A 24,479-nucleotide genomic window follows, 5' to 3' on the forward strand; every position below is an offset into this window, starting at 1 on the left:
CTGTTCCCCTGGGCGGCACTCACTTCAGCCTGCTGGAAGCGAGGATGGACACCAGGTGCAGCAGCGTCTGGAGCAGGGCGATGCCCGCGAAGACGGCGACGCCGAGCCGGGTGAAGAACAGGTCGTCGCGGACCGCGTCGAAGATCGCCAGGACCAGGATCAGCAGCGAGGCCTCGATGCCGAGGATCAGCCGGTGGAACTGGAGCATGGAGGCGAGCCTGCGGGCGAGCGCCATCTTGGAGGAGCGCGGCACGCTCGCCGACTCCGCGACCGGCGGCTTGCCGCCCTGGTGGCGGGCGACGGCGACCAGGTCGGTCTCCGCCTTGATCAGGATCGCGCCGAGCGCGGCCAGCGTGCCGAGGAAGGCCCACAGCCAGTCGATGCGCCCGGTGCCCCAGAGGTCGGCGGCGCGCAGGCCGACGCCGACGAGCACGGCGGCGTCCGTCAGATACGCGCCGACGCGGTCGAGGTAGACGCCGTTGAGGGAGAACTGCTTCTTCCAGCGGGCGACCTCGCCGTCGACGCAGTCGAGCAGGAGGTAGAGCTGTACGGCGACGACGCCGAGCACCGCGCCCCAGATCCCGGGCACCAGCAGCGCCGGTGCGGCGAGGACGCCGCACACGGTCATGACGTACGTCAGCTGGTTGGGGGTGATGCGGGTGTTGACCAGGTACCGGTCGACGCGCAGGGAGATCTCGCGCATGTACAGGCGGCCGCCCCAGTGCTCGCCGCTGCGCCGGTCCTTGACGCCCGCGGGGTGAACGACGGGACGGAGTTCAGCTACTGATGGTCGTCTTGACATAGTCGGCGTAAGCGTCCCTGATCTGGTCTGCGGACAGGTCGAGGTGTTCCAGGATGGTGAAGCGTCCCGGACGGGTCTGGGGGGCGTACTCGACGGCCTGGACGAACTCGTCGACCGTGAAGCCGATGTCGCCGGGCAGTACGGGCAGTTCGTGCCGGCGCAGGACGTCGGCGAAGAGCGCGGCCTCCTCGTGCGCGCCGCGCAGGTGCATGGCGAAGGTGGCGCCGATGGCGACCTGTTCGCCGTGCGGGGCGGAGCGCTTGGGGAAGAGCAGGTCGAAGGCGTGGCTGATCTCGTGGCAGGCGCCGGAAGCGGGGCGGCTGTCGCCGGCCACGGTCATGGAGATGCCGGTGAGGACCAGGCCCTCGGCGAGCACCTTGAGGAAGGAGTCGTCGCGGATGGTGCCGGGGTGGCGCAGCACCGCTTCGCCCGCCTGGCGGGCCATCGCGGCGGCGAGGCCGTCGATGGGGTCGCCGTGCACCTCGTGGGCGAGTTCCCAGTCGGCGACGCAGGAGATGTTGGAGACCGCGTCGCCGATGCCGGACCGTACGAAACGGTCGGGGGCCTCGCGGATGACGTCGAGGTCGATGACGACGGCGATCGGGGTGGGGACTCCGTAGGAGCCGCGCCCGTTGTCGTTGTCGAGGGTGGCGACCGGGGAGCAGAGGCCGTCGTGGGCGAGGTTGGTGGCGACGGCGACCATGGGCAGGCCGACGCGGGCCGCCGCGTACTTCGCGACGTCGATGATCTTGCCGCCGCCCAGGCCGACGACCGCGTCGTAGCGCTGCTTGCCCTTGATGTCGTCGGCGAGCTTGACCGCCGAGTCCAGGGTGCCGTCGGCGACCGGGTACCAGTCGGCGTCGGGCAGGTCGGGGGCCAGGCGCTCGCGCAGCGCCTGGCCGGAGCCGCCGCTGATGGCGATGGCCAGGCAGCCCGAGCCGGAGATCCGCTGGTCCGCGAGCAGACCGGCGAGATCGTCCAGGGCGCCCCGGGAGATGTCGACGGTCAGCGGCGAGGGGATCAGGCGGGTCAGTACTGGCACGCGATCTCCCGGCCCTTGGCGAGGTCGTCGTGGTTGTCGATCTCGACCCACTTGATGTCGCCGATGGGGGCCACGTCGATCTGGAAGCCGCGGTTGACGAGCTCCTGGTAGCCGTCCTCGTAGTAGAGGTCGGGGTCGCGCTCGAAGGTGGTCTTCAGGGCGTCGGCCAGCTCGTCGGCGGCCTCGCCCTCGATGAGGGTGACGCCGATGTACTCACCGGTGGCCGTCGCCGGGTCCATCAGCTTGGTGATCTTCTGGACGCCCTTGGCGGGGTCCACGACGACCTTCATCTCCTCGTCGGCGAGCTGCTTCACCGTGTCGAGCGCGAGGATGATCTTCTTGCCGTCGCCGCGGGCGGCGAGCAGCGTCTTCTCGACGGAGACGGGGTGCACGGTGTCGCCGTTGGCGAGGATCACCGTGTGCCGGATCGAGTCGCGGCCGCACCACAGGGAGTAGGCGTTGTTCCACTCCTCGGCCTTGTCGTTGTCGATCAGGGTGATGTTGAGGCCGTACGTGGCCTCCAGCGCGGCCTTGCGGTCGTAGACGGCTTCCTTGCGGTAGCCGACGATGATCGCGACGTCGGTGAGGCCGATCTCGGCGAAGTTGCCGAGGGTGAGGTCGAGGATCGTGGTGTCGCCGTCCACGGGCACGAGCGCCTTGGGAAGCGTGTCGGTGTAGGGACGCAGACGCCGTCCGGCGCCCGCCGCCAAAACCAGGCCGATCATGCGGTTTCTCCTTCGTCGTGTACGGCGGGTGCTCCCGAGGAGACCCAGAAACGGATGCTCTCGGCGAGCACCACCAGGGCGATGACCACGGCCATGACCGTGAGTGCGAGGGGGAAGTCGACCGACGTCGACAGGGTGGCGAGGGCGACCACCAGCAGCGTGCGGCCCTCGTGGCCGCCGACCGCGCGCACCAGCCAGTTCGGCGGGGCTCCGGTGCCGCCCTTGATGCGGTACACCGTGTCGTAGTGATGGTAGGCGACCGCCGCGACCAGCCCGAAGGCGGCGGGAAGCGCTCCTGCGACGTCCGCCCTGACCGCGAGGACCAGGATCGTGCAGTACTCGGCGATCCGGAAGATCGGCGGGACCAGCCAGTCGAGGACGCCCTTGAGGGGCCGGCTGACGGCGAACCCGGCGAGCAGCGCGTAGGCGACCGCGACGACGACGGTGCGCCAGTCGCCGAACGGGGCGACGCACACCGTGGCCAGCAGCAGGACGGCGGCGAAGCCCGCGACGAGGGGGGCGGGGCTGCGGCCCTTGGACGGGGCCTGCGCGACGAACTCGGCCAGCGGCCCGGAGTCCGCCAGGTCCGCCAGCGCCTGCGCGGCCCGGTCGGTACGGGTGGCGCGCCGGGTCAGGGAGCGCAGGACGCGGCCCGCGGTGGTGTAGCAGGCGGCGAAGGCGCAGCCGATGAGCAGCGCGTAGAAGACGATGCGGGGGGTGGTGACGGCTGTGAGGACCGCGATCATGGCCCAGCGTTCGCCGATCGGCAGCACGATCATGCGCCGCACCCAGACGGTCCAGCCAACGCTGTCGAGCTTGTCGGAGAGGGCGGCGGTGGGACTCGTGTTGCCGGTGGCGTCGTGGTTGGCCTCGTTGAAGGAGAAGTCGACGACGTGCCGGCAGGTCTGGAGGACCATCGCGCCGAGCGCCAGCGCCCATACGTCGTCGCCGCCGCGGATCGCGCCGAGGGCGAGGCCCGCGTAGTAGGCGTACTCCTTGGCGCGGTCGAAGGTGGCGTCGAGCCAGGCGCCCATCGTCGAGTACTGGAGCGAGTAGCGGGCGAGCTGCCCGTCGGTGCAGTCCAGGACGAAGGACAGGAGCAGCAGCACGCCCGCGGCGACGTAGCCGCCCCGGGTGCCGGTCGCCGCACAGCCCGCCGCTATGAGCGCGGTGATCAGGGAGGCGGTGGTGACCTGGTTCGGGGTGAGACCGCGCCGGGCGCACCAGCGGGCGATGTAGCGGGAGTACGGGCTGATGCAGTACGTGGTGAAGAAGCCGTCGCGGGACTTCACGGCGGTGCGAAGCCGGATCGCCTCGTCGTCGACGGCGGCGACGGCCCGCTCGGCCTCGGTGCGGGACGCGGTGTCGGCCGGTACGGCCGCGACGAGCGACCCCAGCTCCGGACGCTGTACGGCGATGCCTTCGGCGTCGAGCGCGGCCGCGATCTCGTCGGGCGAGCCCGGCGCGGTGTGCGCGGCCCGGCTGAGCGCGGCCCGGGCCTCGGGCTGCGCGGTGAGCGCGCCGGTGACGGCGGCCGCGGGGAAGCGGGGGTCGGTCAGACCCAGGCGCAGGGAGTGCACATGGCCGACGAACCGGGGGTCGACGAGGGCGACGCGTTCACCGGCGGGCGCCTGGTCCAGCAGCTTGGCGGCTTCGGAGGGGTCGGCGGCGGACCGTACGTCGAATCCCAGCGACCGCAGCTCGCCTTCGAGCGACGACCCGGGTACCGGCGGGCCCGTGAGGATGGCGGTCGACAGACGAACTCACTCCTTGAGCATGGCTTCACGCCTGAGCATGGCTTCGGGAGCCGCACCCTTGGTGGCCCGCGCACGGGCGGGCGGGGCGGCATCGGCAGAGGCTATCGGATGAACGGAACCTTGATTTCACTGCCCGTTCAGGCTTCCGGCAGGACCGCACCGGGCGACGTCGGGGCCGCCGCGATCATCATGGTCGATTCCCGCCCCGCCCCACAAACCGCGTCCGCCGGGCCGGGCGTCCGACCGCTCGCAGATGGCCGGACGAGATCGTCCCGGCTCTCTGACCTGCGGTCATTTCCGCAGGTCAGGGCACATGACAACGGTGTTCAGTCCCGGCTTGCCCATACCCCCCACCCGTAGTTCACTGGGGTATCGGACCGCTCGGTCCGACACCACTCGTCACGTCTCAGGAGGCGGCTCTTCATGGGGGCTGGGCACGATCACGGGCATACGCACGGCGGGCCGCCGCCCACCGGAACGGCGGCCGCCGCCTACAAGGGGCGGCTGCGCATAGCCCTGGCCATCACGCTGAGCGTGATGGTGGTCGAGATCGTCGGTGGTGTGCTCTCCGACTCGCTCGCGCTGATCGCGGACGCCGCGCACATGGCGACGGACGCGCTGGGGCTGGCGATGGCGCTCCTGGCGATCCACTTCGCCAATCGGCCGGCCACCCGGAACGCCACCTTCGGGTACGCCCGGGCGGAGATCCTGGCGGCGCTGGCGAACTGTCTGCTGCTGCTCGGCGTCGGCGGTTACGTGCTGATCGAGGCGGTGGAGCGGTTCATCACCCCCGCCGAGACCAAGGGCGGGCTGGCGATCGTCTTCGCCCTGATCGGCCTGGTGGCCAACATGATCTCGCTGTCGCTGCTGGTCAAGGGGCAGAAGGACAGCCTGAACGTGCGCGGCGCCTATCTGGAGGTGCTGGCGGACGCGCTCGGCTCGGTGACCGTGCTGGTGTCGGCGACCCTGATCCTGCTGACGGGGTGGTCGTACGCGGACCCGATCGCCTCGCTCGTGATCGGCCTGATGATCGTCCCCCGCACGGTGAAGCTGCTGCGCGAGACCCTGTCCGTCCTGCTGGAGGCGGCGCCCAAGGGGGTGGACATGGGTGAGGTCCGTGAGCACATTCTGCGGACACCCGGTGTGGAGGACGTGCACGATCTGCACGCGTGGACGATCACGTCGGGGATGCCCGTGCTGTCGGCGCACGTCGTGGTGAGCCAGGACGTACTGGACTCGGTGGGGCACGAGAAGGTGCTGCACGAGTTGCAGGGGTGCCTCGGGGACCACTTCGACGTCGAGCACTGCACCTTCCAGCTGGAGCCGAGCGGGCATGCGGCGCACGAAGCGAAGCTCTGCCACTGAGGTCCGCCGGGGCCAGGGTCCGGGGCCGGACGGCTGTCGGTGCGGGCTGTTAGAGTGCTCGAAGAGACGTTCGGTCTCGGTCGAATCGTGAGTGATGAAGGGTGATGAGTTGATGACTGTCGTGACGCGCGCTGCCTTCCGCGGCATACGGACCGTCCTCATCACCCGGTCCCTCGGCTGACACCTCACCTTCCGGTTCATCCGTGGGGCCCTTCCTGACAAGGGATTCACGTTGTCCGACAACGTCATCTTCGACGCCTTCATGACCCTGCACCGCGACCTGCCCCGGCAGAGTCCCGGCTCAGACGACACCACCCGGCACTTCCTCTCCCTGGCCTCCCTCGCGGGACGGCTGCCGACGCGTCCGCGCGTCCTCGACCTGGGCTGCGGTCCGGGCCGTGCCGCGCTGCTGCTGGCCGCCGAGGCCGGTGCACACGTGACCGCCGTCGACCTCTACGAGCCTTTCCTGGACGAGTTGCGGGCAGCCGCGGCCGCCCGGGGGCTCGGCGACTCGATCCGTGCCGTCAACGCCGACATGGGTGCCCTCGACGGGCCCGAGTTCCCGGACGGGTCCTTCGACCTGGTCTGGGCCGAGGGTTCGGCGTACATCATCGGCTTTGACACCGCTCTCGCGCGGTGGAAGCGGCTGCTCGCCCCGGGCGGCGTGCTCGTCGCCTCCGACTGCGAGTGGACCGCCGAGGAGCCCTCGGCGGGGGCGCGCGCCTTCTGGGACCCGCAGTATCCGTTGCGCTCCCGCGCCGCGCACGCGGCGGCGGCCGTCGCCGCCGGGTACGACGTCCTCGGCACGTATCTCCAGCCGGAGAGCGACTGGGACGAGTACTACGGCCCGCTCGGCGAGCGGGTGGCCACCGCCGATCCGGCCGCTGCGGGCATGGCCGAGGCGCTCGCCTTCTGCCGCGAGGAGCTGGAGGTCCGCCGGAGGTACGCGGCGGACTACGGGTACACCGGGTACGTCCTGCGGCCCGTCGACCCGCGCTGGCGGACCCGGCCCGAGTCGGCCGCCGACGTCGCGGCCGTGCACGCGGTCAACGCCGCCGCCTTCCCGACGGAGGGCGAGGCCGATCTCGTGGAGGCGCTGCGCAAGGACCCCGATGCCTGGCTGGACGGGCTCTCGTACGTCGCCGAGGCGCCGGACGGTTCGGTGGCGGCGTACGCGCTGATCACCCGCTGCCGGGTCGGCGGCGTTCCGGCGGCCGCGCTGGCCCCGGTCGCGGTCTCCCCGCAGTTCCAGCGACAGGGGGCGGGGGCGGCGGTCACGCGGGCCGTGATCGATGCCGCCCGGGCGCACGGGGAGCAGGTGCTGCTGGTGCTGGGGCACCCGGAGTACTACCCGCGGTTCGGGTTCACGCCGGCGTCCCGGCTGGGCATCAGGCCCGGTTTCGAGGTGCCGGACGAGGCCATGATGGCGCTCGTGCTCGACGACGCGGTGGAGCCGCCGCGCGGTGAGATCGCCTACCCGGCGGCGTTCGGGGTCTGATCCGGCCGCCGAAGGGGAAGTCCTGCCCCTGTCGCACCCGCGACGGGGGCAGATTCCTTTCTGCCCAGCGCCTACTTCGCTCGCCCGTACGGGTGGCCTGCGGGCGAAGTACGGACAAGAGGCTTTTGTACGGCAGACTTGGCAGCCGGGCACCGAAGCGAAGGATGGTTATGCCGACCACACCAGCCACTGCGGCGAACAGCGCTCAGAACGGATCGAGCGCGGATTCCGCCGAGATCCTCCTCGAACTGGTCGACGAGAGCGGCAACACCATCGGCACCGCGGAGAAGCTCTCCGCCCACCAGCCCCCGGGGCAACTGCACCGCGCATTCTCCGTGTTCCTCTTCGACGAGGCGGGACGGCTGCTGCTCCAGCAGCGCGCGCTCGGCAAGTACCACTCCCCCGGCGTGTGGTCCAACACCTGCTGCGGCCACCCGTACCCGAACGAGGGCCCCTTCGCGGCGGCCGCCAGGCGTACGTACGAGGAGCTGGGCGTCTCCCCCACGCTGCTCGCCGAGGCGGGCACGGTCCGCTACAACCACCCGGACCCGGCGTCCGGCCTGGTCGAGCAGGAGTTCAACCACCTCTTCGTCGGGCTGGTGCAGTCCTCGCTGCGGCCGGACCCGGAAGAGGTCGGCGACACCACGTTCGTGACGCCCGAGGAGCTGGCGGAGCAGCACGCCAAGGACCCGTTCTCGGCGTGGTTCATGACGGTGCTGGACGCGGCGCGGCCCGCGATCCGGGAGCTGACCGGCGACGCGGTCGGCTGGTAGCCGGAGCTAGCGCGGAGTGAGCGGCAGGGCGGCCCAGATGACCTTGCCGCCGCTCGCGGTGTGCTCGACGTCGCAGACACCGCCGGATTCGGCGGCGATCTCCCGCACCAGCAGCAGTCCGCGCCCGCCGGTCTGCGCGTAGTCCGTCTCCAGGGGCCGGGGGCGGTAGGGGTGGCTGTCCTCGACGGACACCCGTATCCACTCGGCGCCGATCGCCACCTCGACGGCCAGCTCCGGGGAGAGCAGCGCCGCGTGCTTGACGGAATTGGTGACCAGCTCGGAGACGATCAGCAGGAGGCCCTGCACCAGGTCGTCCGACGCGGGCACCCCTTGACGCCGGATCAGGTCGCGCACGGCGTGCCGGGCCTGGGGGACGGAGATGTCGACGGCCGGGGCGGTGAAGCGCCAGACGCCCTCGTAGGCCTGTGGCGGCCGGGCACGGTCGTCCGGTCCGTCGCCCGGTGGGGCGCCCACGGCCCCGTCCGGGGGTGGGGCGCTCCCACGGCTCTCCATCATCGGGCACCCGCCCTCGCGCTCGGTCGTGACCACGGTTCGAGTGTTCGGGGCACAGCGGTCCGTACCAGCGCGCTGTTCAGAACTTGACGGAAATCGACGGATGCCGACCGGAACTGCAACCGGCGACGGCGGTTGCAGTCCGGTTGGCGATCAGTTCTCGGACCGGTTCTGATCTTGCGGCTTGTGGAAGTCGGCCCTTTCCGGCGTCTGTACGGGGGCTTCCTGACCGGCGGGGCCCGGGCGCGGCTCCTCGGGGGCGTCCGGCGTCTCGGGCTCCATCGCCTCCGACACCATCGTCATGACCCGGCGGCCGCCGATGCCGATGGCCACCAGGCCGAGCCCGTCGAAGAGCAGGGCGAGCGAGAAGAAGGTGCCGAGGACGTACAGGCTGGAGTGCGGCCAGTCGAAGAGCACCAGGATGCCGAGCAGCAGGCCGAACGCGCCCTGCACGAGGGTCCACCCGAACTGCGGACCGCGCACCACCAGGCTGCCGACCACCCGGAAGAGTCCGCCGGTGAGGAAGAGGAGCGCGGCGAACATGGTGAGGGCCTCGGCGGTCACCACGGGGTGCCGGATGACGACGACGCCGGCGGCGATGTTGAGGGCCGCGACGACGACGCCCAGCCAGAAGAAGTTGGAGCCGCGCGACTGGACGGACTGCAGCAGGCCGACGAGCCCGCCGACCAGGAGCAGCCAGCCGAACAGCACCATCGAGGTGAGGGTGGCGAAGCCGGTGTATACGAGCCCGACCAGGCCGCCGATCACCAGCAGGATGCCGAGGAATGCCAGCCAGCCGAAGTTCCGGCTCAGTTTCTTGCTCTCGCGGGTCTCTCGCACCATGTGAGCGCTCCTCGGTCGGCCCCCGTGCCTGCCTCGGCCCCCCGATGCCCCGATCATAGGTTCGGGTGCGGCGGATAGCATCCGGCCATGCAACGGCTTCCCCGGGTGACGTACTCCATCACCGACTCGACCGCGACAGTAGTGCTGAGCAACCCCGCCAAACGCAACGCGATGACCGGGGACATGTGGCGCGAGCTGCCACACCTGCTCGGGCGGCTGGCCGTCGACCCGGAGGTCCGGGCCTTGGTCCTTACGGGTGACGGGCCGACCTTCTGCGCCGGGGCGGACATCTCTTCCCTGCGCGATGCCCGGGAGGGTGGGGAGACGCCGCAGGAGCTGGCGGTACGGGCCGAGGAGGCGCTGGCCGCCTTCCCCAAGCCGACGCTGGCGGCGGTGCGGGGGTACTGCGTGGGCGGCGGGAGCCAGCTCGCGGCGGCCTGCGATCTGCGGTTCGCACAGGAGGGGGCGCTCTTCGGGGTGACTCCGGCGAAGCTGGGGATCGTCTACCCCGCGTCGTCGACGCGACGGCTGACGGCGCTGATCGGACCGTCGGCCACCAAGTACCTGCTCTTCTCCGGCGAGTTGATCGACACCGGGCGCGCGCTGCGCACGGGGCTGGTGGACGAGGTGCTGCCGGAGGGTCAACTCACCAAGCGGGTGGCGGAGTTCGTACGGGTCCTGGTGTCGAGGTCGCGGCTCACGCAGGCGGCGGCGAAGGAGTTCGCGGACGGGCGCACCGACCGGGACGAGCACTGGGCGCGGCAGATGCGCGACAGCGGCGACACCGCGGAGGGGGTCGCCGCTTTCCTGGAGCGCAGGGAGCCGAACTTTACGTGGACCGCGTGAGATGCGACTGACGGTCCGTCACACCTGGAGCTGACCACGGCAGTACGCGACCACCTCGGCCGGGGCCTTGTCCGGCGAGCCCGCGTCGTACGGCGGCCGGGGGTCGTACTCGGTCATGAGCTGGATGACCTGAGCGACCATGTCGCCCTGGATCTTCCCGGCGAGGGTCAGGCCCATGTCGATGCCGGAGGAGACCCCGGCGGCGGTGACGTACTTGCCGTCGAAGACGACCCGCTCCCCCGTCGGGCGGGCACCGAGCCGCTCCAGGGTCTCCATGGCCATCCAGTGGGTGGTGGCCCGGCGGCCGTCGAGGAGGCCCGCGGCCGCCAGCGCCAGGGAACCCGTGCAGACGGAAGTGGTCCAGGTGGTGGTGGGGTCGACGGCGCGCAGCCAGTCCAGGAGCGCCGTGTTCTCGGTCTGGTTCTTCGCGTCGGGGCCGCCGGGCACGATGACGACGTCGGGGCGGAGGACGTCGGTGAAGGACGCGGTGGCGACGATGCTGAGGTCGCCCCGGTCGTTGCGGACGGGTCCGGCCTGCTCGGCGACGAGGACGGTCTCGGCGCCGGGGAGGTTGCCGAGGGTCTCGTAGGGGCCGATCGCGTCGAGGGCGGTGAAGTTCTCGTACAGGGCGATGGCGATCTGCATGGCGGCGAATGCCTTTCTGGGCAGGGATTTTGACGTTGCGTCAGGTCTGATCACGTGGTGCTGCGGAAGCGGCGGCGGTATTCGGCGGGGGCCGTGCCGAAGGCCTTGACGAAGGCGCGGCGCATGGCCTCGGGGGTGCCGTAGCCGCAGGCCCGGGAGACGCACTCGATGCCGTCGGGGCCGTCCTCCAGGAGGCGGCGGGCGTGTTCGAGACGCACCCGGTCCACGTAGCGGCCGGGGGTGGTGCCCGTCTCGGCCCGGAAGGCGCGGGCGAAGTGGCGGGGCGAGAGCCGGGCACGGTCGGCCAGGGTCTCGACGGACAGGTCGGCGTCGGGGTGCTCGGAGATGTACTGCTGGACGTCGCGCAGGGGTGCGCGCAGGGCGGTCTGGGCGGAGAGCTGGGCGCTGAACTGGGCCTGGTTGCCCGGGCGGCGCAGGAACACGACGAGGTGGCGGGCGACGGTCAGGGCCACGTCCCGGCCGTGGTCCTCCTCGACGAGGGCGAGCGCGAGGTCGATTCCGGCGGTGACTCCGGCGGAGGTGGCGATGCGGCCCTCGCGGACGAAGACGGCGTCGGGGTCGACGTCGACCTTGGGATAGGTGCGGGCGAGGTGACCTGCGACGTCCCAGTGCGTGGCCGCCCGCCGCCCGTCGAGCAGTCCGGCCTCGGCGAGGTAGAAGGCCCCGCTGCACACGGAGACGAGCCGGTCCGCCCGCAGCGCGTGGGCGCGCAGCCAGGCCACGAGCCGGGGGTCGAGGTGCAGGGTGCCCGGGCCGCCGGGGACCAGGAGGGTCACGTGCGGGGAGTGACCGCCGGAGGACGGGGGCTCGTCGAGGGAGGTGGCCAGGGAGGCGAGGTCCGTGTCGGGGAGGAGGGTGAGGCCGCTGCTGGTGCGGACCGGTCCCCCGTCCACGGAGGCGGTACGGATCTCGTACGCGGCGCCCGTCGTGACCCCGGCTCCGGCGAAGACCTCGACCGGGCCCGTCACGTCGAGGCTCAGCACGCCCTCGAAGAGGACGACCAGGACGAGGTGGCGGTGCGGCTGCGGGTTCACGGCCCGGCTCCTTTCCGTGGGTTTCCGTGGGCTTCCGTGGGGGTGGCGCTTCTCATGGTTCGCGAGGCGGCGGATGGCCGCAATGACGATTCCCCCACCTTTCCTGCCATCCGGGCCCGCCCTTCCCGACGTACTAAGCAGTCGGTAACGTGCAGGCATGACGACTTCCTCGCTGCCCGCGCGTGCCGGGCGCCGCTGTCACAACCCCCTCAACTCGCTGCATTCCACGGTCTACTTCTCGCCCGAGTACGCCAAGGAGCTCACCGCGATCGGCATCGTGGACGACGAGGCCCCGTTCATGGTGGGCCGGTTGGCCGCGCTCGGACCGGTCGGGCCCGGGGTGGTCGCCGCCGCCTTCTACAACTACAACTACGACCTGATCGCCAAGGTCGTCCCCGCCATCTGGGAGATCGCCTCCCCGGAGGCCGTGCTCGGTGCACGGATGCGGGCCGCCGACGCGGCGCTGCGCCGACTGCTCCGGGACGACGTCATCGCCTCCGCCGAGATGGTCGAGGCGGCGGCACTGGCACGGACGGCGACCGAGGCGTGCACCCGCCACGCCCGGCCGCTGTACGCCGCCCACGCCGATCTGCCGTTCCCCGAGGAGCCGCACCTCGCGCTCTGGCACGCGGCGACCCTGCTGCGCGAGCACCGGGGCGACGGTCACCTCACCGCACTGCTGAACGCCGGGCTCGACCCGGTGGAGGCGCTGGTCAGCCACACCGCCACTGGGCGGGGCATGAACCCGCGCTGGGTGCTGCGGACCCGGGGCTGGCGGCGTACCGACTGGGAGGCGGCCGCCGAGCGGCTGCGGGCGCGCGGGCTGCTGGACGCCGAGGGCGAGCTGACGGAGGCCGGTACGCGACTGCGGGCCGATGTGGAGGACGTCACCGACCGGCTCGACCTCGCCCCGTACGAGCACCTGGGCGCGGCGGGCGTGGAGCGGCTGACGGAACTGGGCCGCGGTTTCCTGATGACGGCCGCCGCGGCGGGCGCCTTCCCGGAGACGCTCATCGGCAAGGGCTGAGGTCCGGGGTCCGCCGTCCGTACGACGCCCGTCGGAGGCGCTTTCGGGGGTGGGCACAGGACCCGCCGGGTGTGAGCCCGTGACCGGCTTGTCGGTGCCGCACGGCAGAATGCAGGTGCACCCTCGGTGACACGACCGGGAGGTGCACCATGCACTGCCCGCAGGAGAAGGCGAGTCGGTAACACCGTGACGACGTCCATCGAAAGCATCGAAAGCAGGATCGCCGGGGAACTCGGCGTCAAGGAGCGGCAGGTCAAGGCGGCCGTCGAGCTGCTCGACGGCGGCTCGACCGTGCCGTTCATCGCGCGCTACCGCAAGGAAGCGACCGAGATGCTCGACGATGCGCAGCTGCGCACGTTGGAGGAGCGGCTGCGGTATCTGCGCGAGCTGGAGGACCGCCGGTCGGCGATCCTCGATTCCGTACGGGAACAGGGCAAGCTGGACGCCGCCCTGGAGGCGCAGATCCGCAGCGCCGAGACCAAGGCGCGACTGGAGGACATCTACCTCCCCTTCAAGCCCAAGCGCCGTACGAAGGCGCAGATCGCCCGGGAGGCGGGGCTGACCCCGCTGGCGGACGGGCTGCTGGGCGACCCGTCGGTCGACCCCCTGGCGGCGGCCGCCGCGTTCGTGGACGCTGACAAGGGCGTCGCGGACGCCGCCGCCGCGCTGGAGGGCGCGCGGGCGATCCTCACCGAGCGGTTCTCGGAGGACGCCGACCTGATCGGCGAGGTCCGCGAGCGGATGTGGACGCGCGGGCGGCTCGCCGCGAAGGTGCGCGAGGGCAAGGAGGAGGCGGGCGCGAAGTTCGCCGACTACTTCGACTTCGCGGAGCCGTTCACCGCGCTGCCCTCGCACCGGGTGCTGGCGATGCTGCGCGGCGAGAAGGAGGACGTGCTCGACCTGGTGCTGGAGCCGGAGGAGCCGTCCGACACGCCGGGTCCGACCGCGTACGAGGGCATGATCGCCCGGCGGTTCGGGATCTCCGACCGGGGCCGCCCGGGCGACAAGTGGCTGGCGGACACGGTGCGTTGGGCGTGGCGGACCCGGGTGCTGGTGCATCTGGGGATCGACCTGCGGCTGCGGCTGCGGACGGCCGCCGAGGACGAGGCGGTGCGGGTCTTCGCGGCGAACCTGCGCGACCTGCTGCTCGCGGCGCCCGCCGGGACGCGGGCGACGCTGGGGCTGGACCCCGGTTTCCGTACGGGCGTGAAGGTCGCCGTCGTGGACGCCACCGGCAAGGTCGTCGCCACCGAGGTGATTCACCCGCACGTGCCCGCCAACCGGTGGGACGAGGCACTGGGGAAGCTGGCGCGGCTGGCGAAGGAGCACGCGGTCGAGCTGATCGCGATCGGGAACGGCACGGCTTCGCGGGAGACCGACAAGCTGGCCGGTGAACTGATCGCGAAGCACCCGGAACTGAAGCTGACGAAGGTGATGGTGTCGGAGGCCGGGGCCTCGGTCTATTCGGCTTCGGCTTTCGCCTCGCAGGAATTGCCGGACATGGATGTGTCGCTGCGCGGGGCGGTTTCCATCGCGCGGCGGCTTCAGGATCCGCTGGCGGAACTGGTGAAGATCGACCCGAAGTCCATCGGGGTGGGTCAGTACCAGCACGACCTGTCGGAAGTGAAGCTCTCGCGGTCGCTGGACGCCGTGGTCGAGGACTGTGTGAACGGGGTGGGAGTGGACGTCAACACGGCGTCCGCACCGCTGCTGTCGCGGGTTTCGGGCATCGGGTCCGGGCTGGCGGAGAACATCGTCGCGCACCGGGACGCAAACGGGCCCTTCCGTTCGCGGAAGGCGCTGAAGGACGTGGCGCGACTGGGCCCGAAGGCGTACGAGCAGTGTGCGGGCTTCCTGCGGATCCGTGACGGCGAGGACCCGCTGGACGCGTCGAGCGTGCACCCCGAGGCGTACCCGGTGGTGCGGGCGATGACGAAGGCGGCGGGGGTGGACTCGCTGGTCGGGAATGTGGCCGTGGTGCGGGGTCTGCGCCCGGACACTTTTGTGAACGACACATTCGGGCTGCCGACGGTCTCGGACATTCTGCGGGAATTGGAGAAGCCGGGGCGTGACCCGCGGCCCGCGTTCAAGACCGCCACCTTCAAGGACGGCGTCGAGAAGATCGGTGATCTCGCCGCCGGAATGATCCTGGAAGGGGTCGTCACGAATGTGGCGGCTTTCGGGGCCTTCGTGGACGTCGGCGTGCACCAGGACGGCCTGGTGCACGTGTCGGCGTTGTCGAAGAACTTCGTGAAGGACCCCCGGGACGTGGTGAAGCCCGGGGACGTGGTGCGGGTCAAGGTGATGGACGTCGACATTCCGCGGAAGCGGATTTCGCTGACGCTGAGGCTGGAGGACGAGGTGGGGGCTGCCTCGGCTCCCCGTGGGGCGGGGGCCTCTGGGTCCGGCTCCGGTGCGGGCTCCGGTTCGGACCGGAGGGCTCCGCAGCAGCGGCGGGGCGGTGGCGGTGGTGACGCCGGGCGTGGTGGGTCGCGCCAGCGCGGGCAGGGTGGTCAGGGCGGGGGGCGGTCCTCGGCTCCCGCTCCGGCCAACAGCGCGATGGCGGATGCGTTGCGGAAGGCGGGGCTGGTGGATCGGGGGAAGCGGGGCTGACGGCTCCGGGGGCCGGGGGCGCTGCCCCCGGCCCCGTCGGGGCGCTGCCCCTGCTGGGGTCAGACCTCGGCGACCTGGCCGTCGGTCAGCTGGATGCGGCGGGTGACGTGGACCGCGTCCAGCATGCGGCGGTCGTGGGTGACCAGGAGCAGGGTCCCCTCGTAGGAGTCGAGGGCGGATTCGAGTTGCTCGATGGCCGGGAGGTCGAGGTGGTTGGTCGGCTCGTCGAGGACGAGGAGGTTGACGCCCCGGCCCTGGAGGAGGGCGAGGGCCGCCCGGGTGCGTTCGCCCGGGGAGAGGGTGGTGGCCGGGCGCATCACGTGGTCCGCCTTCAGGCCGAACTTCGCGAGGAGCGTGCGGACTTCGGCCGGTTCCGTGTCGGGGACGGCGGCGGAGAAGGCGTCCAGGAGGGTCTCCGCTCCGTAGAAGAGACCACGCGCCTGGTCGACCTCGCCGACGACGACGCCGGGGCCGAGCGTGGAGTCCCCCGAGTCGAGCGGCAGTCGGCCCAGCATCGCCGCCAACAGGGTTGACTTTCCCGACCCGTTGGCGCCGGTGATGGCGACGCGGTCGGCCCAGTCGATCTGGAGGGAGACCGGGCCGAAGGCGAAGTCGCCCCGGCGGACGGCGGCCTGACGCATCGTCGAGACCACCGCGCCCGAACGGGGGGCCGACGCGATCTCCATCCGCAGCTCCCACTCCTTGCGGGGCTCCTCGACCACGTCCAGGCGTTCGATCATGCGCTGCGTCTGGCGGGCCTTCGCGGCCTGCTTCTCGCTGGCCTCGCTGCGCAGGTTGCGGCCGAGCTTGTTGTTGTCGGTGGACTTGCGGCGCGCGTTGCGCACGCCCTTGTCCATCCAGCCGCGCTGCATCTGGGCGCGGTCTTCGAGGGAGGCCTTCTTGTCGGCGTACTCGTCGAACTCCTCGCGGGCGTGCCGCCGGGCCGTCTCGCGCTCCTCCAGGTACGCCGCGTAGCCGCCTCCGTACAGCTTGATCTGCTGCTGGGCGAGGTCCAGTTCGAGGACCTTGGTGACGGTGCGGGTGAGGAACTCGCGGTCGTGGGAGATCACGACGGTGCCCGCGCGCAGGCCCTTCACGAAGGACTCCAGGCGGTCCAGGCCGTCCAGGTCGAGGTCGTTGGTGGGCTCGTCGAGGAGGAAGACGTCGTACCGGGAGAGGAGGAGGGAGGCGAGGCCCGCGCGGGCGGCCTGGCCGCCGGACAGGCCCGTCATCGGCTGGTCGAGTCCGACGGTGAGGCCGAGGGACGCGGCGACCTCCTCGGCCCGCTCGTCGAGGTCGGCGCCGCCGAGGTCGAGCCAGCGGTCGAGGCTGACGGAGTACGCGTCGTCCGCGCCCGGGGTCCCGTCGACGAGGGCCTGGGTGGCGGTGTCCAGGGCGAGCTGGGCGGCGGCCACGCCGGTGCGGCGGGCGAGGAAGTCCCGTACGGTCTCGCCTTCGCGGCGCTCGGGCTCCTGGGGGAGGTGGCCGACGGTGGCGGTGGGCGGGGAGAGGCGGAGCTCGCCGCCCTCGGGTGTGTCCAGGCCGGCGAGCAGGCGCAGGAGGGTGGACTTGCCCGCCCCGTTGACTCCGACGAGGCCGATCACGTCGCCGGGGGCGACGACCAGGTCGAGGCCGGAGAAGAGGGTGCGGTCGCCGTGGCCGGCGGCGAGGTCTTTGGCGACGAGGGTTGCAGTCATGAGGAGCTGATCCTAATCGAGGGGCGGGGCGGGGCGCCTCCGGCTTTTCGGCTCCGCCGCGGGGTGGGGCTTGCCGGGCGGGGCGCCCCGTCAGGGGCGCGGGGAACTGCGCGCCCAGCCACGACGCTCCTGCACGGAACCGTGTGGTGGCCGCGCGGCGAGCGCTTTAGGTGGAGGGGCGGGTCTGGGGCCTCTCTGCCTGAGCGGCACGGGGCTTTCGCGTCCGGTACGGGGGTGGGGCGGGGCCCTCTTGGACGCGCGTCCGGAGCAGGCGCTCGGCCAGGGGCCGGTGCCGGGCTGCCCCGGCGGCGAGAGGGCCGGTACGGGGGTGGCCCGGAGTCGGGTGGGCCGCCCCCTTGCCCGCCCGTTCCGCCCCCTTGGGGCGGCCCCGTCGCCCAAGGGGGCGGAGGTGGAAGAGGGCGGAGCCCAAGGGGGCGGGGACGGCACGGGGCGGAGCCCGAGGGGCGGGCGGCACAGGGCGCGGAGCCCCGGGGGGCCAGGGCCGCACAGGGCGGAGCCCGAGGGGGGCAGGGCGGCACAGGGCGGAGCTCGAAGGGGGTGGCAGAGGGCGGAGCCCGAAGGGGTGGGGTGGCGAGGCGGAGCTCCGCGTGGAGGGCGGGCGGGGTGGAGTGTGGGCCGTCGGGGTCAGCGGGCCATGGGGGTGGTGAGGACGGAGGCCAGGGTGCGGGCGACGATGTAGGACTGGCCCCGCGTCGCCTTCTCGTCCAGCGGAATGCGGTGTTTGCCCGCTTCGAGCAGCCCCTCGAAGACCAGCTGGGCGTGGGTCCGGTGGAGGCGGTCCTGCCGGTAGGCGTAGAGCTGGACGCGGCAGGTGGACGAGACCTCCACCCCCGCTTCGTCGTCGGCCGCGACCAGCCGGACCAGTCGGCGCTGTTCCGGCGGGCTCTGGTCCAGGGCGTTTTCGATCTGGGCGACGAGGACCGGGATGATCGGGGCCAGACCATCGAGGTAGGCGGGTTCGACCCCCGCGCGTTCGAAGGCGGCGCGTACCGCCTCCTTCTCGTGTTCGGCGATCGAACTGCCGAAGAGGACCGTTCCGTACGTGCGGATCTCCGTCGGCGGCACCCGGTCGGCGTCGGCGGCGATCTCCGCGCCGATGTTGATCGTACGGAGGGCGGCGGCCAGCTTCGCGAGGACGGCGACGCGGGAGCCGATGAGCAGGACGCGGCGGCGGAGCAGGGGCGCGGCGCCTTCGGGTGCGTCCTCGGGCGGGAGGAGGCGGGCAAGTTCGGCGCGGTACTGGGCGGCCTCGAAGCGGAACGGGCCTATGCCGTGGTAACCGTCGCGTTCGAAGTCGAGGGTCTCCGTGGTCTGCCAGGCGAAGTCGCGCCAGACGATGTCGGTGCCCTGCTGCTCTATGACGGCGGTGACCGCGCCGCATTCGAGGCCCTCGCACTCGGGGCAGCCGTAGATCACGTACCGGTTGTCGGGGAGCGGGGGCGCGGCTTCGAGGAGGAGTCTGCGGACGTGCGTGACGAAGATCGCGGGCGGGACGTCGGAGGCGAGGGGCGAGACGGCGTCCAGGTCCGAGAGCTGGTGGAGGAGGGGGTGGCCGTCGACGACGAAGTCCATGAAGTCGCGGTGGAGTTGGTAGACCCCGTTGGCCAGGACTCCCCCGGTCCGGACGGCCGGGGCCAGCCCGAAGGTCGCGTGCGCGGCAGACATGGGGTGAGTATTCCCCGTGGGGGGTGGTTGTGTGCGGGGGTCGGTGAATTCGATGGTTCCCGAACCCCCGAGAGCCGCCGACACCAACCGGTGATCGCCCCCGGTGCCCGAAACCTGGACGGACAGAGGCCTGGCGGCACCGGGAACTCGACGGCGCTGGGGACCCGGGAGGCCCGGGAATGCGGAGCCCCGGGACCTGGGAGCCCAGGGAACCCGGGAACCCCCGACAGGGGGCGCGGGAACCCCGGGCGGGGCGGCCTCGGGCCCCGGGCCCGGCGTGTCGGTCAGGCCTTTTCGGTCGCCTCCGCCTCTGTCGCCCCCGACTCCCCGTTCCCCGGGCCGATGCGGATTTCGAAGTCGCCGTCGTATTTCTGGTGGCCCTCGATGACGGCCGCCTCGACCGCCTCCACCCCCAGCTCGCCGCGCACGATCAGCGGGTCCCTGCGCAGGTCGCGCAGCAGGGCCCAGCACATGCCGATCATGACCAGGACGAACGGGGCGGCGACCAGGATCGTGAGGTTCTGGAGGCCCTTGAGGGCGTCGTCCTCGCCGTCGCCGATCAGCAGCATGACGGCGGCGACCGCGCCCGTGACCACGCCCCAGAAGACCACGACCAGCTTGGTCGGCTCGAAGGAGCCCTTCTGCGAGAGCGTGCCCATCACGATGGAGGCGGCGTCCGCGCCGGAGACGAAGAAGATGCCGACCAGGATCATGACCAGGATGCTGGTGAGCGTCGCGACGGGGAACTCGCGCAGGAGGCCGAAGAGCTGGCCCTCCGGGGTCGACTCGTCGGGCAGGTTGCCCGCGGCCTTCATCTTCATCGCCGTACCGCCGAAGACCGCGAACCAGAGCAGGCTGACGGTGCTGGGGACCAGGATGACGCCGCCGATGAACTGGCGGATCGTACGGCCCCGGCTGATGCGTGCGATGAACATGCCGACGAAGGGCGTCCAGGAGATCCACCAGGCCCAGTAGAAGACCGTCCAGCTGCCCAGCCACGTCGCGACGTCCTTGCCGCCGGTGGCCTCGGTGCGACCGATGAGCTGCGGGAGGTCGCCCAGGTACGCGCCGATGGAGGTGGGCAGGAGGTCCAGGACGATGACGGTCGGGCCGGCGATGAAGACGAAGACGACCAGGAGCAGGGCCAGCACCATGTTGGTGTTGGACAGCCACTGGATGCCCTTCTCGACGCCCGAGACGGCGGAGGCGACGAAGGCGACGGTCAGGACCGCGATGATGGCGATGAGGAGGCCGGTGCCCGCCTTCTCCATCCAGCCGACCTCCTTCATCCCGCTGCCGATCTGGAGCGCGCCCAGGCCCAGCGAGGCCGCTGAGCCGAAGAGGGTGGCGAAGATGGCGAGGATGTCGATGAAGCGGCCCACTCCCCCGTTGGCGTGCTTCTCGCCGATGAGCGGGGTGAAGACCGCGCTGATGGTCTGGCGGCGGCGACGGCGGAAGGTGCTGTACGCGATGGCCAGGCCGACGACCGCGTAGATCGCCCAGGGGTGCAGCGTCCAGTGGAAGAGGGTGGTCGCCATGGCGGTCTGCATGGCCTCCGACGCGTTGGCGGGGTCGGTGCCGGGCGGCGGCGAGGAGAAGTGGCCCAGCGGTTCGCTGACGCCGTAGAACATCAGGCCGATGCCCATGCCCGCGCTGAACATCATCGCGACCCAGGAGACCGTCTTGAACTCGGGCTTCTCACCCTCCTCGCCGAGCGTGATCTTGCCGTAGCGGCTGATGGCGAGCCACAGGGCGAAGACGACGAAGGCGGACGCGGCCAGTATGAACGCCCAGCCGCCGTTGTGGATGAGGCCGTTGAGGAGCGTGGTGGAGACGTTTTCCAGGGACTCGGTGGCGAGGGCACCCCAGAGCACGAACGCGAGGGTGAGTGCGGCGGTGACGCCGAACACGATGCGGTCGGTGTGTGGCCGGTGGGTGGTCTCCGGGCTGCCGGGCAGGTCCGCCATGAGTGGCGAAGCTGCCCGGCCGTCGCCCGACGGCTGGTCGTCGTGGGACACGTGGTCACCTTTCGGGTAGGGAGGATTCCCTGCCGCTACCCGGTATCACAGGTGTCCCACGTCACAGTCCGCTAACAGCGCGTGTCGGGTTTTCCCTTCGTGAGGTGGTAGGTCGCACCGGGGTCGAGGAGGAGCGGGACCAGGGCGCGCTGGGACTGCCGCAGGGGTACGTACGCCCCGTCCCGGGTGGTCCGGAACGCGACGCCGTGCAGGGCGAGTTCGTCTCGTACGTCCGCGATCTGATCCTTCGTCAGGCGGTACCCGCAGGGCGGATCGGCCAGGATCTCGGCGGGCTCGGCCGGGTCGTTGTCGGCCCCGCCGAGATAGACCGGGCCCCGGTCGGCGAATCCCGCCAGACGGGCGCGGGCGGTGGCCAGCGCGAGCGGGACGCGCCGCTGGTCCGCGTAGGAGAGCGCGCCGTCGAGGGAGACGGTGTGCGAGGTGACGCGGCGTCGCTTGTTGAGGGCCTGGTCCTGCTGCTCGGCCTCGGTGAGGGCGTCGACGCGGCTCTCGATGAGCAGGCCCGCGGAGTGCTTGACCCCGGAGGCGTTGCGCAGGATGCGTTCCTGGCCGTCGCCCGCGACCTGCTGGGTGGGCTCGCCGGTGACGGGGTCGGTCCAGATGCCGTACGTCCCGGTGGTGAAGCCGGAGGCGTGGGCGGCGGGACGGACGTACCGCTCGGAGAGCTTCTGGGACTCGTCGTGCAGGTGGGGGTCGGTGTTGAGGTTGCGGGGCCACAGGTCGAAGAGGTCCTTGTCGTAGACCTTCGGCGTGGAGCCGTATTCGTGCAGGTCGTAGACGAGGTCGGGCCTGCGGTCGCGGAGGACGGCGGCCATGGCGCGGCCCTCGGCGGTGGCGAGCGCGATGTGGTCGCGGTTGATGTCGACGCCGTCGGAGTTGCCGCGCGTGTCGGCGGCGCGGCCGTCCGGGTTGGCGGTGGGCACGACGAGGACGGTGGTGCCGCGCAGGAAGTCCCGGGTCCTGCGGTCGGTGGCGTACGCCAGGTCGCGGACCCGGCTCAGGCAGGCCTCGCGTCCGGCTGGTTCGTTGCCGTGCTGACTGCAGATCAGGAGCACCGTGGAGGTGGTGTGTTGGCGCTCGGCGATGCGGACCAGCTGCAGCGGGCGGCCCTGTTTGGTGGTGCCGATGGTGGTGAGGGTGGTGCGGGCGCTGGCCCGATCGACGGCCCGCAGGAAGTCCTGCTCCTCGGGCTGGGTGGTCCAGCGTGCACCGTTGGAGGATTCGAATCCGGTACGGGGAGCGGAGGCGCGGGCGGTGTCGGCCCCGTGTGCGGGCGCGGCCAGCATCGGGACGGCGAGGGCTGCCGTCCCGAGCAGGGTGGTGAGTGTCCTTGCCCGCGTCGCCGACTTCGACGGGGCCCTCATCGGGCCTCCCCCGGCATCCGGGACAGGTCCTGCGGGACCGGGACCGAGTCGCGGGCGCCCGGCGAGAGCGGGGCGGCCTGGGCGTTGCCGGAGGTGGCGCGGGCGAAGGCGCGCTCGCCGCCGACGACCGGGAGCCTCGCCGAGGTACCGGAGAGGGAGAGGTCGACGGTGGGGCGGCTGTCGGGGGCTTCGACGAGGCCCGCGTCGGTGCCGCCGACGATCAGGGCGAGGCGGTGGCCCGCCGGGACGACGTGGTCGGAGGCGGCGAGGTCGATGGTGATCTCGTAGGTCTTGCCGGGGGTCAGCGGGCGGGCCTTTCCGTCGCCCCGGTAGTGGGCGAGGCTCGCCCAGCCCCGGCTGAAGACGGTGTGGTCGACGGCCTTGGTGTTGGCCCGGGTCTCCTTGAAGCAGGCGCTGTCGGCGGCGGTGCTCGCGCCCCAGCAGGTGCGGCTGGTGAGGGTGGAGATGCCTTCACCGGCGGCCGCGTAGTTGCGGATGGTGTCGGGGCCGAGGTCGACGAGGACCGCGCTGAGGTTGGCGCTCGCGGTGGAGGGGGTGACCTTCAGGGTGACCTTGCCGGTGCCGGACAGGCGCAGGTCGCGGGAGAGCGGCTTGGTGGCGAAGCCCGCCTTCTCCGGGGTGCCGGTGTCGATCTTCGTGGCCCAGGCGTCCTCGTCGAGGGACGGGTCGTCGGTGAAGGTCTCCTTGGCGCCGGGCTTGGCGGGCTTGAGGCCGAGGGTGCCGACTCCGGCCGAACTGCCCTTGTCGGGGCGGACCTTGGTGGCTTCGGTGGAGCGCGGGGGCCAGACCTTGTCGGTGGTCCAGCGGTCGGGGGCGCGCTCGATGTCGGCCATGGGCTCGCGGTCGATGCCGTTGTCGTAACCCATGAGTTCGTGGTCGAACCAGCGGTGCAGGGTCTTCACCCACTCCGCGCGCCGGTAGTCGAACGGGTCGACGTGCCCGGTCTGCGACAGCCACACCTTGCGGTCGACGCCCTGCTGGGCGAGGGCGTCCCACCAGGTGCCGAAGTTGCGCATGCGGACGTTGAGGTCCTGCATGCCGTGCACGGCGAAGACGCTGGCCTTCACCTTGCGGGCGTCGGGGACGAAGTCGCGGTCGGCCCACATGGCGGTGCGGTCGCCGTTGAGGGGCGCGTTGTCGGAGAGGTACTTCTTCACCGGGGCGCAGCGCTGGGCGTACTCCTCGTTCTCGATGCCCGCGGCGAGGTCCTCGGGGCCGCCCTCGTACAGGTCGGCGCCCTGCTGGAAGTAGTAGTCGTACCAGGAGGAGATGGCGCCGATCGGCACGATGGTCTTGAGGCCCTTGACGCCGGTGGCGGCGGTGCCGTTGGCGACGGTGCCGTCCCAGCTCTTGCCGATCATGCCGGTGTCGCCGTTGGACCAGGAGGCGCGGGTGCGCTCGGTTCCGGTACGGGTGGTGTAGCCGGTGCCGCGGCCGTTCAGCCATTCGATGACGGCCTTGGCGGAGGCGATCTCGGAGCGGCCGCCGATGTCGATGCAGCCGTCGGAGCGGCTGGTGCCGGTGAAGTCGACGGCGACGTAGCCGTAGCCGCGCGGCACGAAGTAGTTGTCGTAGAACAACGGAAGTTGGAGGGGCTTGCCGTCCGTGTCGTACGTCTTCTTCTGGCTCTCGTTGCCGCGTCCGCAGCAGCGGTAGTACGGGCTGGCGTCCATGATGACGGGCACGCGGCGGCCGGTGCCGTCGAGTTCGCGGGGCCGGACGATGTCGACGGCGACCCGGTCGGTCCTGCCGTCCTTGTCGCCGTCGATGCGGGTGTCGACCCAGACCGACTCGCGGACGGCCTTGTCGTACGAGAAGACGGGCTTGCTCTCGGTGGGGCGCCCCGCAGCCGGAGCGGCGGCGGCCGGGGCAACGGCGCTCGGCGTGTCGGCGCCCTGCGCGGACCCGGCGGGCGCCAGCAGGACGGCCGTCATCGCCGCCACGGTCAGAGGGACGAGGGTGCTTCGTCTCGGGCGCCGGGCCCGCGCTGGTATCGACATGGGCGGACGGTAACCCGGTCAACTCCTGCGCAAAAGAGGGCAGTAGAGAGACGGTGAAGGACGGTGGCGGCAAATGGGATGCGGGTGGTCATGTCGGCCGTATGGCAATCGTGTGACGACACATGACAGCAGCAACCATGGACATGACTGGTGGCCGAGGGGCTGAAT

At 71.5% G+C, this 24,479-nt stretch carries 19 protein-coding genes; 6 read left to right on the forward strand and 13 right to left on the reverse strand.

From position 1 onward, the window contains the following. Positions 1–19: 19 nt before the first annotated feature. The 4 genes from ACIO3O_RS26955 to ACIO3O_RS26970 are packed head-to-tail and all read right to left on the reverse strand — an operon-like array spanning position 20 to position 4,326. Complete coding sequence (locus tag ACIO3O_RS26955; protein ID WP_401750087.1) at positions 20–802, reverse strand: CDP-alcohol phosphatidyltransferase family protein; 783 nt, start codon at positions 800–802, stop codon at positions 20–22. Then, the gene (locus ACIO3O_RS26960; RefSeq protein WP_189824560.1) at positions 777–1,844 is read right to left on the reverse strand and encodes an iron-containing alcohol dehydrogenase family protein; all 1,068 of its coding nucleotides are present in this window, start codon (positions 1,842–1,844) and stop codon (positions 777–779) included. The genes ACIO3O_RS26955 and ACIO3O_RS26960 overlap by 26 nt, the downstream gene beginning before the upstream one ends. After that, positions 1,832–2,569 carry a sugar phosphate nucleotidyltransferase gene (locus ACIO3O_RS26965; RefSeq protein WP_401750090.1) on the reverse strand — a complete coding sequence of 246 codons (738 nt, stop codon included), beginning with the start codon at positions 2,567–2,569 and terminating at the stop codon, positions 1,832–1,834. Before ACIO3O_RS26965 ends, ACIO3O_RS26960 begins: the two co-directional genes overlap by 13 nt. Further along, positions 2,566–4,326, reverse strand: a complete 1,761-nt coding sequence (locus tag ACIO3O_RS26970; RefSeq protein WP_401750386.1) for a DUF5941 domain-containing protein — start codon at positions 4,324–4,326, stop codon at positions 2,566–2,568. The genes ACIO3O_RS26965 and ACIO3O_RS26970 overlap by 4 nt, the downstream gene beginning before the upstream one ends. A 423-nt stretch (positions 4,327–4,749) precedes the next feature. Between ACIO3O_RS26970 and ACIO3O_RS26975 the strand changes: the two genes are divergently transcribed. From ACIO3O_RS26975 to idi, 3 genes are all read left to right on the forward strand, one after another. Further along, a complete protein-coding gene (locus ACIO3O_RS26975) occupies positions 4,750–5,691 on the forward strand; it encodes a cation diffusion facilitator family transporter (RefSeq protein WP_401750093.1) in 942 nt (313 codons plus the stop codon). A gap of 262 nt (positions 5,692–5,953) precedes the next feature. Continuing rightward, positions 5,954–7,189, forward strand: coding sequence for a GNAT family N-acetyltransferase (locus ACIO3O_RS26980; RefSeq protein ID WP_401750388.1), 1,236 nt, complete (start codon positions 5,954–5,956; stop codon positions 7,187–7,189). A 170-nt stretch (positions 7,190–7,359) separates the two neighbouring features. Beyond that, entirely contained in the window at positions 7,360–7,962 is a 603-nt protein-coding gene (idi, locus tag ACIO3O_RS26985; RefSeq protein ID WP_401750094.1) for an isopentenyl-diphosphate Delta-isomerase, read from the forward strand. A gap of 6 nt (positions 7,963–7,968) precedes the next feature. Here idi and ACIO3O_RS26990 read toward each other — a convergent pair whose 3' ends face one another. Both ACIO3O_RS26990 and ACIO3O_RS26995 read right to left on the reverse strand, forming a co-directional pair. Further along, positions 7,969–8,475 (reverse strand): ATP-binding protein, encoded by a 507-nt coding sequence (locus tag ACIO3O_RS26990; RefSeq protein WP_401750390.1) that lies wholly within the window; start codon positions 8,473–8,475, stop codon positions 7,969–7,971. 153 nt (positions 8,476–8,628) lie between these two features. Continuing rightward, positions 8,629–9,318, reverse strand: coding sequence for an HdeD family acid-resistance protein (locus ACIO3O_RS26995; RefSeq protein WP_401750096.1), 690 nt, complete (start codon positions 9,316–9,318; stop codon positions 8,629–8,631). Positions 9,319–9,405: 87 nt separating this feature from the next. On the opposite strand from ACIO3O_RS26995, the gene ACIO3O_RS27000 reads away from it, so the two are divergent. After that, on the forward strand, positions 9,406–10,164 hold the full coding sequence (locus ACIO3O_RS27000) for an enoyl-CoA hydratase/isomerase family protein (RefSeq protein ID WP_401750098.1): 759 nt from the start codon (positions 9,406–9,408) through the stop codon (positions 10,162–10,164). Positions 10,165–10,182: 18 nt separating this feature from the next. Here the strand turns inward: ACIO3O_RS27000 and ACIO3O_RS27005 are convergent, their stop codons facing one another. Together ACIO3O_RS27005 and ACIO3O_RS27010 are read right to left on the reverse strand one after the other, a co-directional pair. Next, positions 10,183–10,809 carry a DJ-1/PfpI family protein gene (locus tag ACIO3O_RS27005; RefSeq protein WP_401750100.1) on the reverse strand — a complete coding sequence of 209 codons (627 nt, stop codon included), beginning with the start codon at positions 10,807–10,809 and terminating at the stop codon, positions 10,183–10,185. Between the two features lie 50 nt (positions 10,810–10,859). Then, a complete protein-coding gene (locus tag ACIO3O_RS27010; RefSeq protein ID WP_401750102.1) occupies positions 10,860–11,864 on the reverse strand; it encodes a GlxA family transcriptional regulator in 1,005 nt (334 codons plus the stop codon). A 157-nt stretch (positions 11,865–12,021) separates the two neighbouring features. On the opposite strand from ACIO3O_RS27010, the gene ACIO3O_RS27015 reads away from it, so the two are divergent. Both ACIO3O_RS27015 and ACIO3O_RS27020 read left to right on the forward strand, forming a co-directional pair. After that, positions 12,022–12,891: a hypothetical protein gene (locus ACIO3O_RS27015; protein ID WP_401750104.1), complete on the forward strand. Its 870-nt coding sequence runs from the start codon at positions 12,022–12,024 to the stop codon at positions 12,889–12,891. Between the two features lie 186 nt (positions 12,892–13,077). Further along, positions 13,078–15,504 (forward strand): Tex family protein, encoded by a 2,427-nt coding sequence (locus tag ACIO3O_RS27020; protein ID WP_401750106.1) that lies wholly within the window; start codon positions 13,078–13,080, stop codon positions 15,502–15,504. Positions 15,505–15,563: 59 nt separating this feature from the next. On the opposite strand, the gene ACIO3O_RS27025 is transcribed toward ACIO3O_RS27020, so the two are convergent. From ACIO3O_RS27025 to ACIO3O_RS27045, 5 genes are all read right to left on the reverse strand, one after another. Beyond that, positions 15,564–17,201 carry an ABC-F family ATP-binding cassette domain-containing protein gene (locus ACIO3O_RS27025; protein WP_401750108.1) on the reverse strand — a complete coding sequence of 546 codons (1,638 nt, stop codon included), beginning with the start codon at positions 17,199–17,201 and terminating at the stop codon, positions 15,564–15,566. Positions 17,202–17,846: 645 nt separating this feature from the next. Next, complete coding sequence (locus tag ACIO3O_RS27030; RefSeq protein ID WP_401750110.1) at positions 17,847–18,887, reverse strand: oxidoreductase; 1,041 nt, start codon at positions 18,885–18,887, stop codon at positions 17,847–17,849. A 284-nt stretch (positions 18,888–19,171) separates the two neighbouring features. After that, positions 19,172–20,905, reverse strand: coding sequence for a BCCT family transporter (locus tag ACIO3O_RS27035; RefSeq protein ID WP_401750111.1), 1,734 nt, complete (start codon positions 20,903–20,905; stop codon positions 19,172–19,174). Between the two features lie 71 nt (positions 20,906–20,976). Beyond that, positions 20,977–22,290 (reverse strand): M14 family metallocarboxypeptidase, encoded by a 1,314-nt coding sequence (locus ACIO3O_RS27040; protein ID WP_401750112.1) that lies wholly within the window; start codon positions 22,288–22,290, stop codon positions 20,977–20,979. Then, positions 22,287–24,311: a Xaa-Pro dipeptidyl-peptidase gene (locus ACIO3O_RS27045; protein WP_401750113.1), complete on the reverse strand. Its 2,025-nt coding sequence runs from the start codon at positions 24,309–24,311 to the stop codon at positions 22,287–22,289. Before ACIO3O_RS27045 ends, ACIO3O_RS27040 begins: the two co-directional genes overlap by 4 nt. Positions 24,312–24,479: the final 168 nt, after the last annotated feature.

Origin of the sequence: Streptomyces sp. NPDC087440, from assembly GCF_044744005.1 — a bacterium.
Taxonomy (GTDB): domain Bacteria; phylum Actinomycetota; class Actinomycetes; order Streptomycetales; family Streptomycetaceae; genus Streptomyces.

What these genes read in the sequence shown, in the direction of transcription:
- ACIO3O_RS26955 (WP_401750087.1), bottom strand. Translation starts at nt 802, where the DNA reads ATGTCAAGACGACCATCAGTAGCTGAACTCCGTCCCGTCGTTCACCCC.
- ACIO3O_RS26965 (WP_401750090.1), bottom strand. Translation starts at nt 2,569, where the DNA reads ATGATCGGCCTGGTTTTGGCGGCGGGCGCCGGACGGCGTCTGCGTCCC.
- ACIO3O_RS26975 (WP_401750093.1), top strand. Translation starts at nt 4,750, where the DNA reads ATGGGGGCTGGGCACGATCACGGGCATACGCACGGCGGGCCGCCGCCC.
- ACIO3O_RS26980 (WP_401750388.1), top strand. Translation starts at nt 5,954, where the DNA reads ATGACCCTGCACCGCGACCTGCCCCGGCAGAGTCCCGGCTCAGACGAC.
- idi (WP_401750094.1), top strand. Translation starts at nt 7,360, where the DNA reads ATGCCGACCACACCAGCCACTGCGGCGAACAGCGCTCAGAACGGATCG.
- ACIO3O_RS26990 (WP_401750390.1), bottom strand. Translation starts at nt 8,475, where the DNA reads ATGGAGAGCCGTGGGAGCGCCCCACCCCCGGACGGGGCCGTGGGCGCC.
- ACIO3O_RS26995 (WP_401750096.1), bottom strand. Translation starts at nt 9,318, where the DNA reads ATGGTGCGAGAGACCCGCGAGAGCAAGAAACTGAGCCGGAACTTCGGC.
- ACIO3O_RS27000 (WP_401750098.1), top strand. Translation starts at nt 9,406, where the DNA reads ATGCAACGGCTTCCCCGGGTGACGTACTCCATCACCGACTCGACCGCG.
- ACIO3O_RS27005 (WP_401750100.1), bottom strand. Translation starts at nt 10,809, where the DNA reads ATGCAGATCGCCATCGCCCTGTACGAGAACTTCACCGCCCTCGACGCG.
- ACIO3O_RS27015 (WP_401750104.1), top strand. Translation starts at nt 12,022, where the DNA reads ATGACGACTTCCTCGCTGCCCGCGCGTGCCGGGCGCCGCTGTCACAAC.
- ACIO3O_RS27025 (WP_401750108.1), bottom strand. Translation starts at nt 17,201, where the DNA reads ATGACTGCAACCCTCGTCGCCAAAGACCTCGCCGCCGGCCACGGCGAC.
- ACIO3O_RS27030 (WP_401750110.1), bottom strand. Translation starts at nt 18,887, where the DNA reads ATGTCTGCCGCGCACGCGACCTTCGGGCTGGCCCCGGCCGTCCGGACC.
- ACIO3O_RS27040 (WP_401750112.1), bottom strand. Translation starts at nt 22,290, where the DNA reads ATGAGGGCCCCGTCGAAGTCGGCGACGCGGGCAAGGACACTCACCACC.
- ACIO3O_RS27045 (WP_401750113.1), bottom strand. Translation starts at nt 24,311, where the DNA reads ATGTCGATACCAGCGCGGGCCCGGCGCCCGAGACGAAGCACCCTCGTC.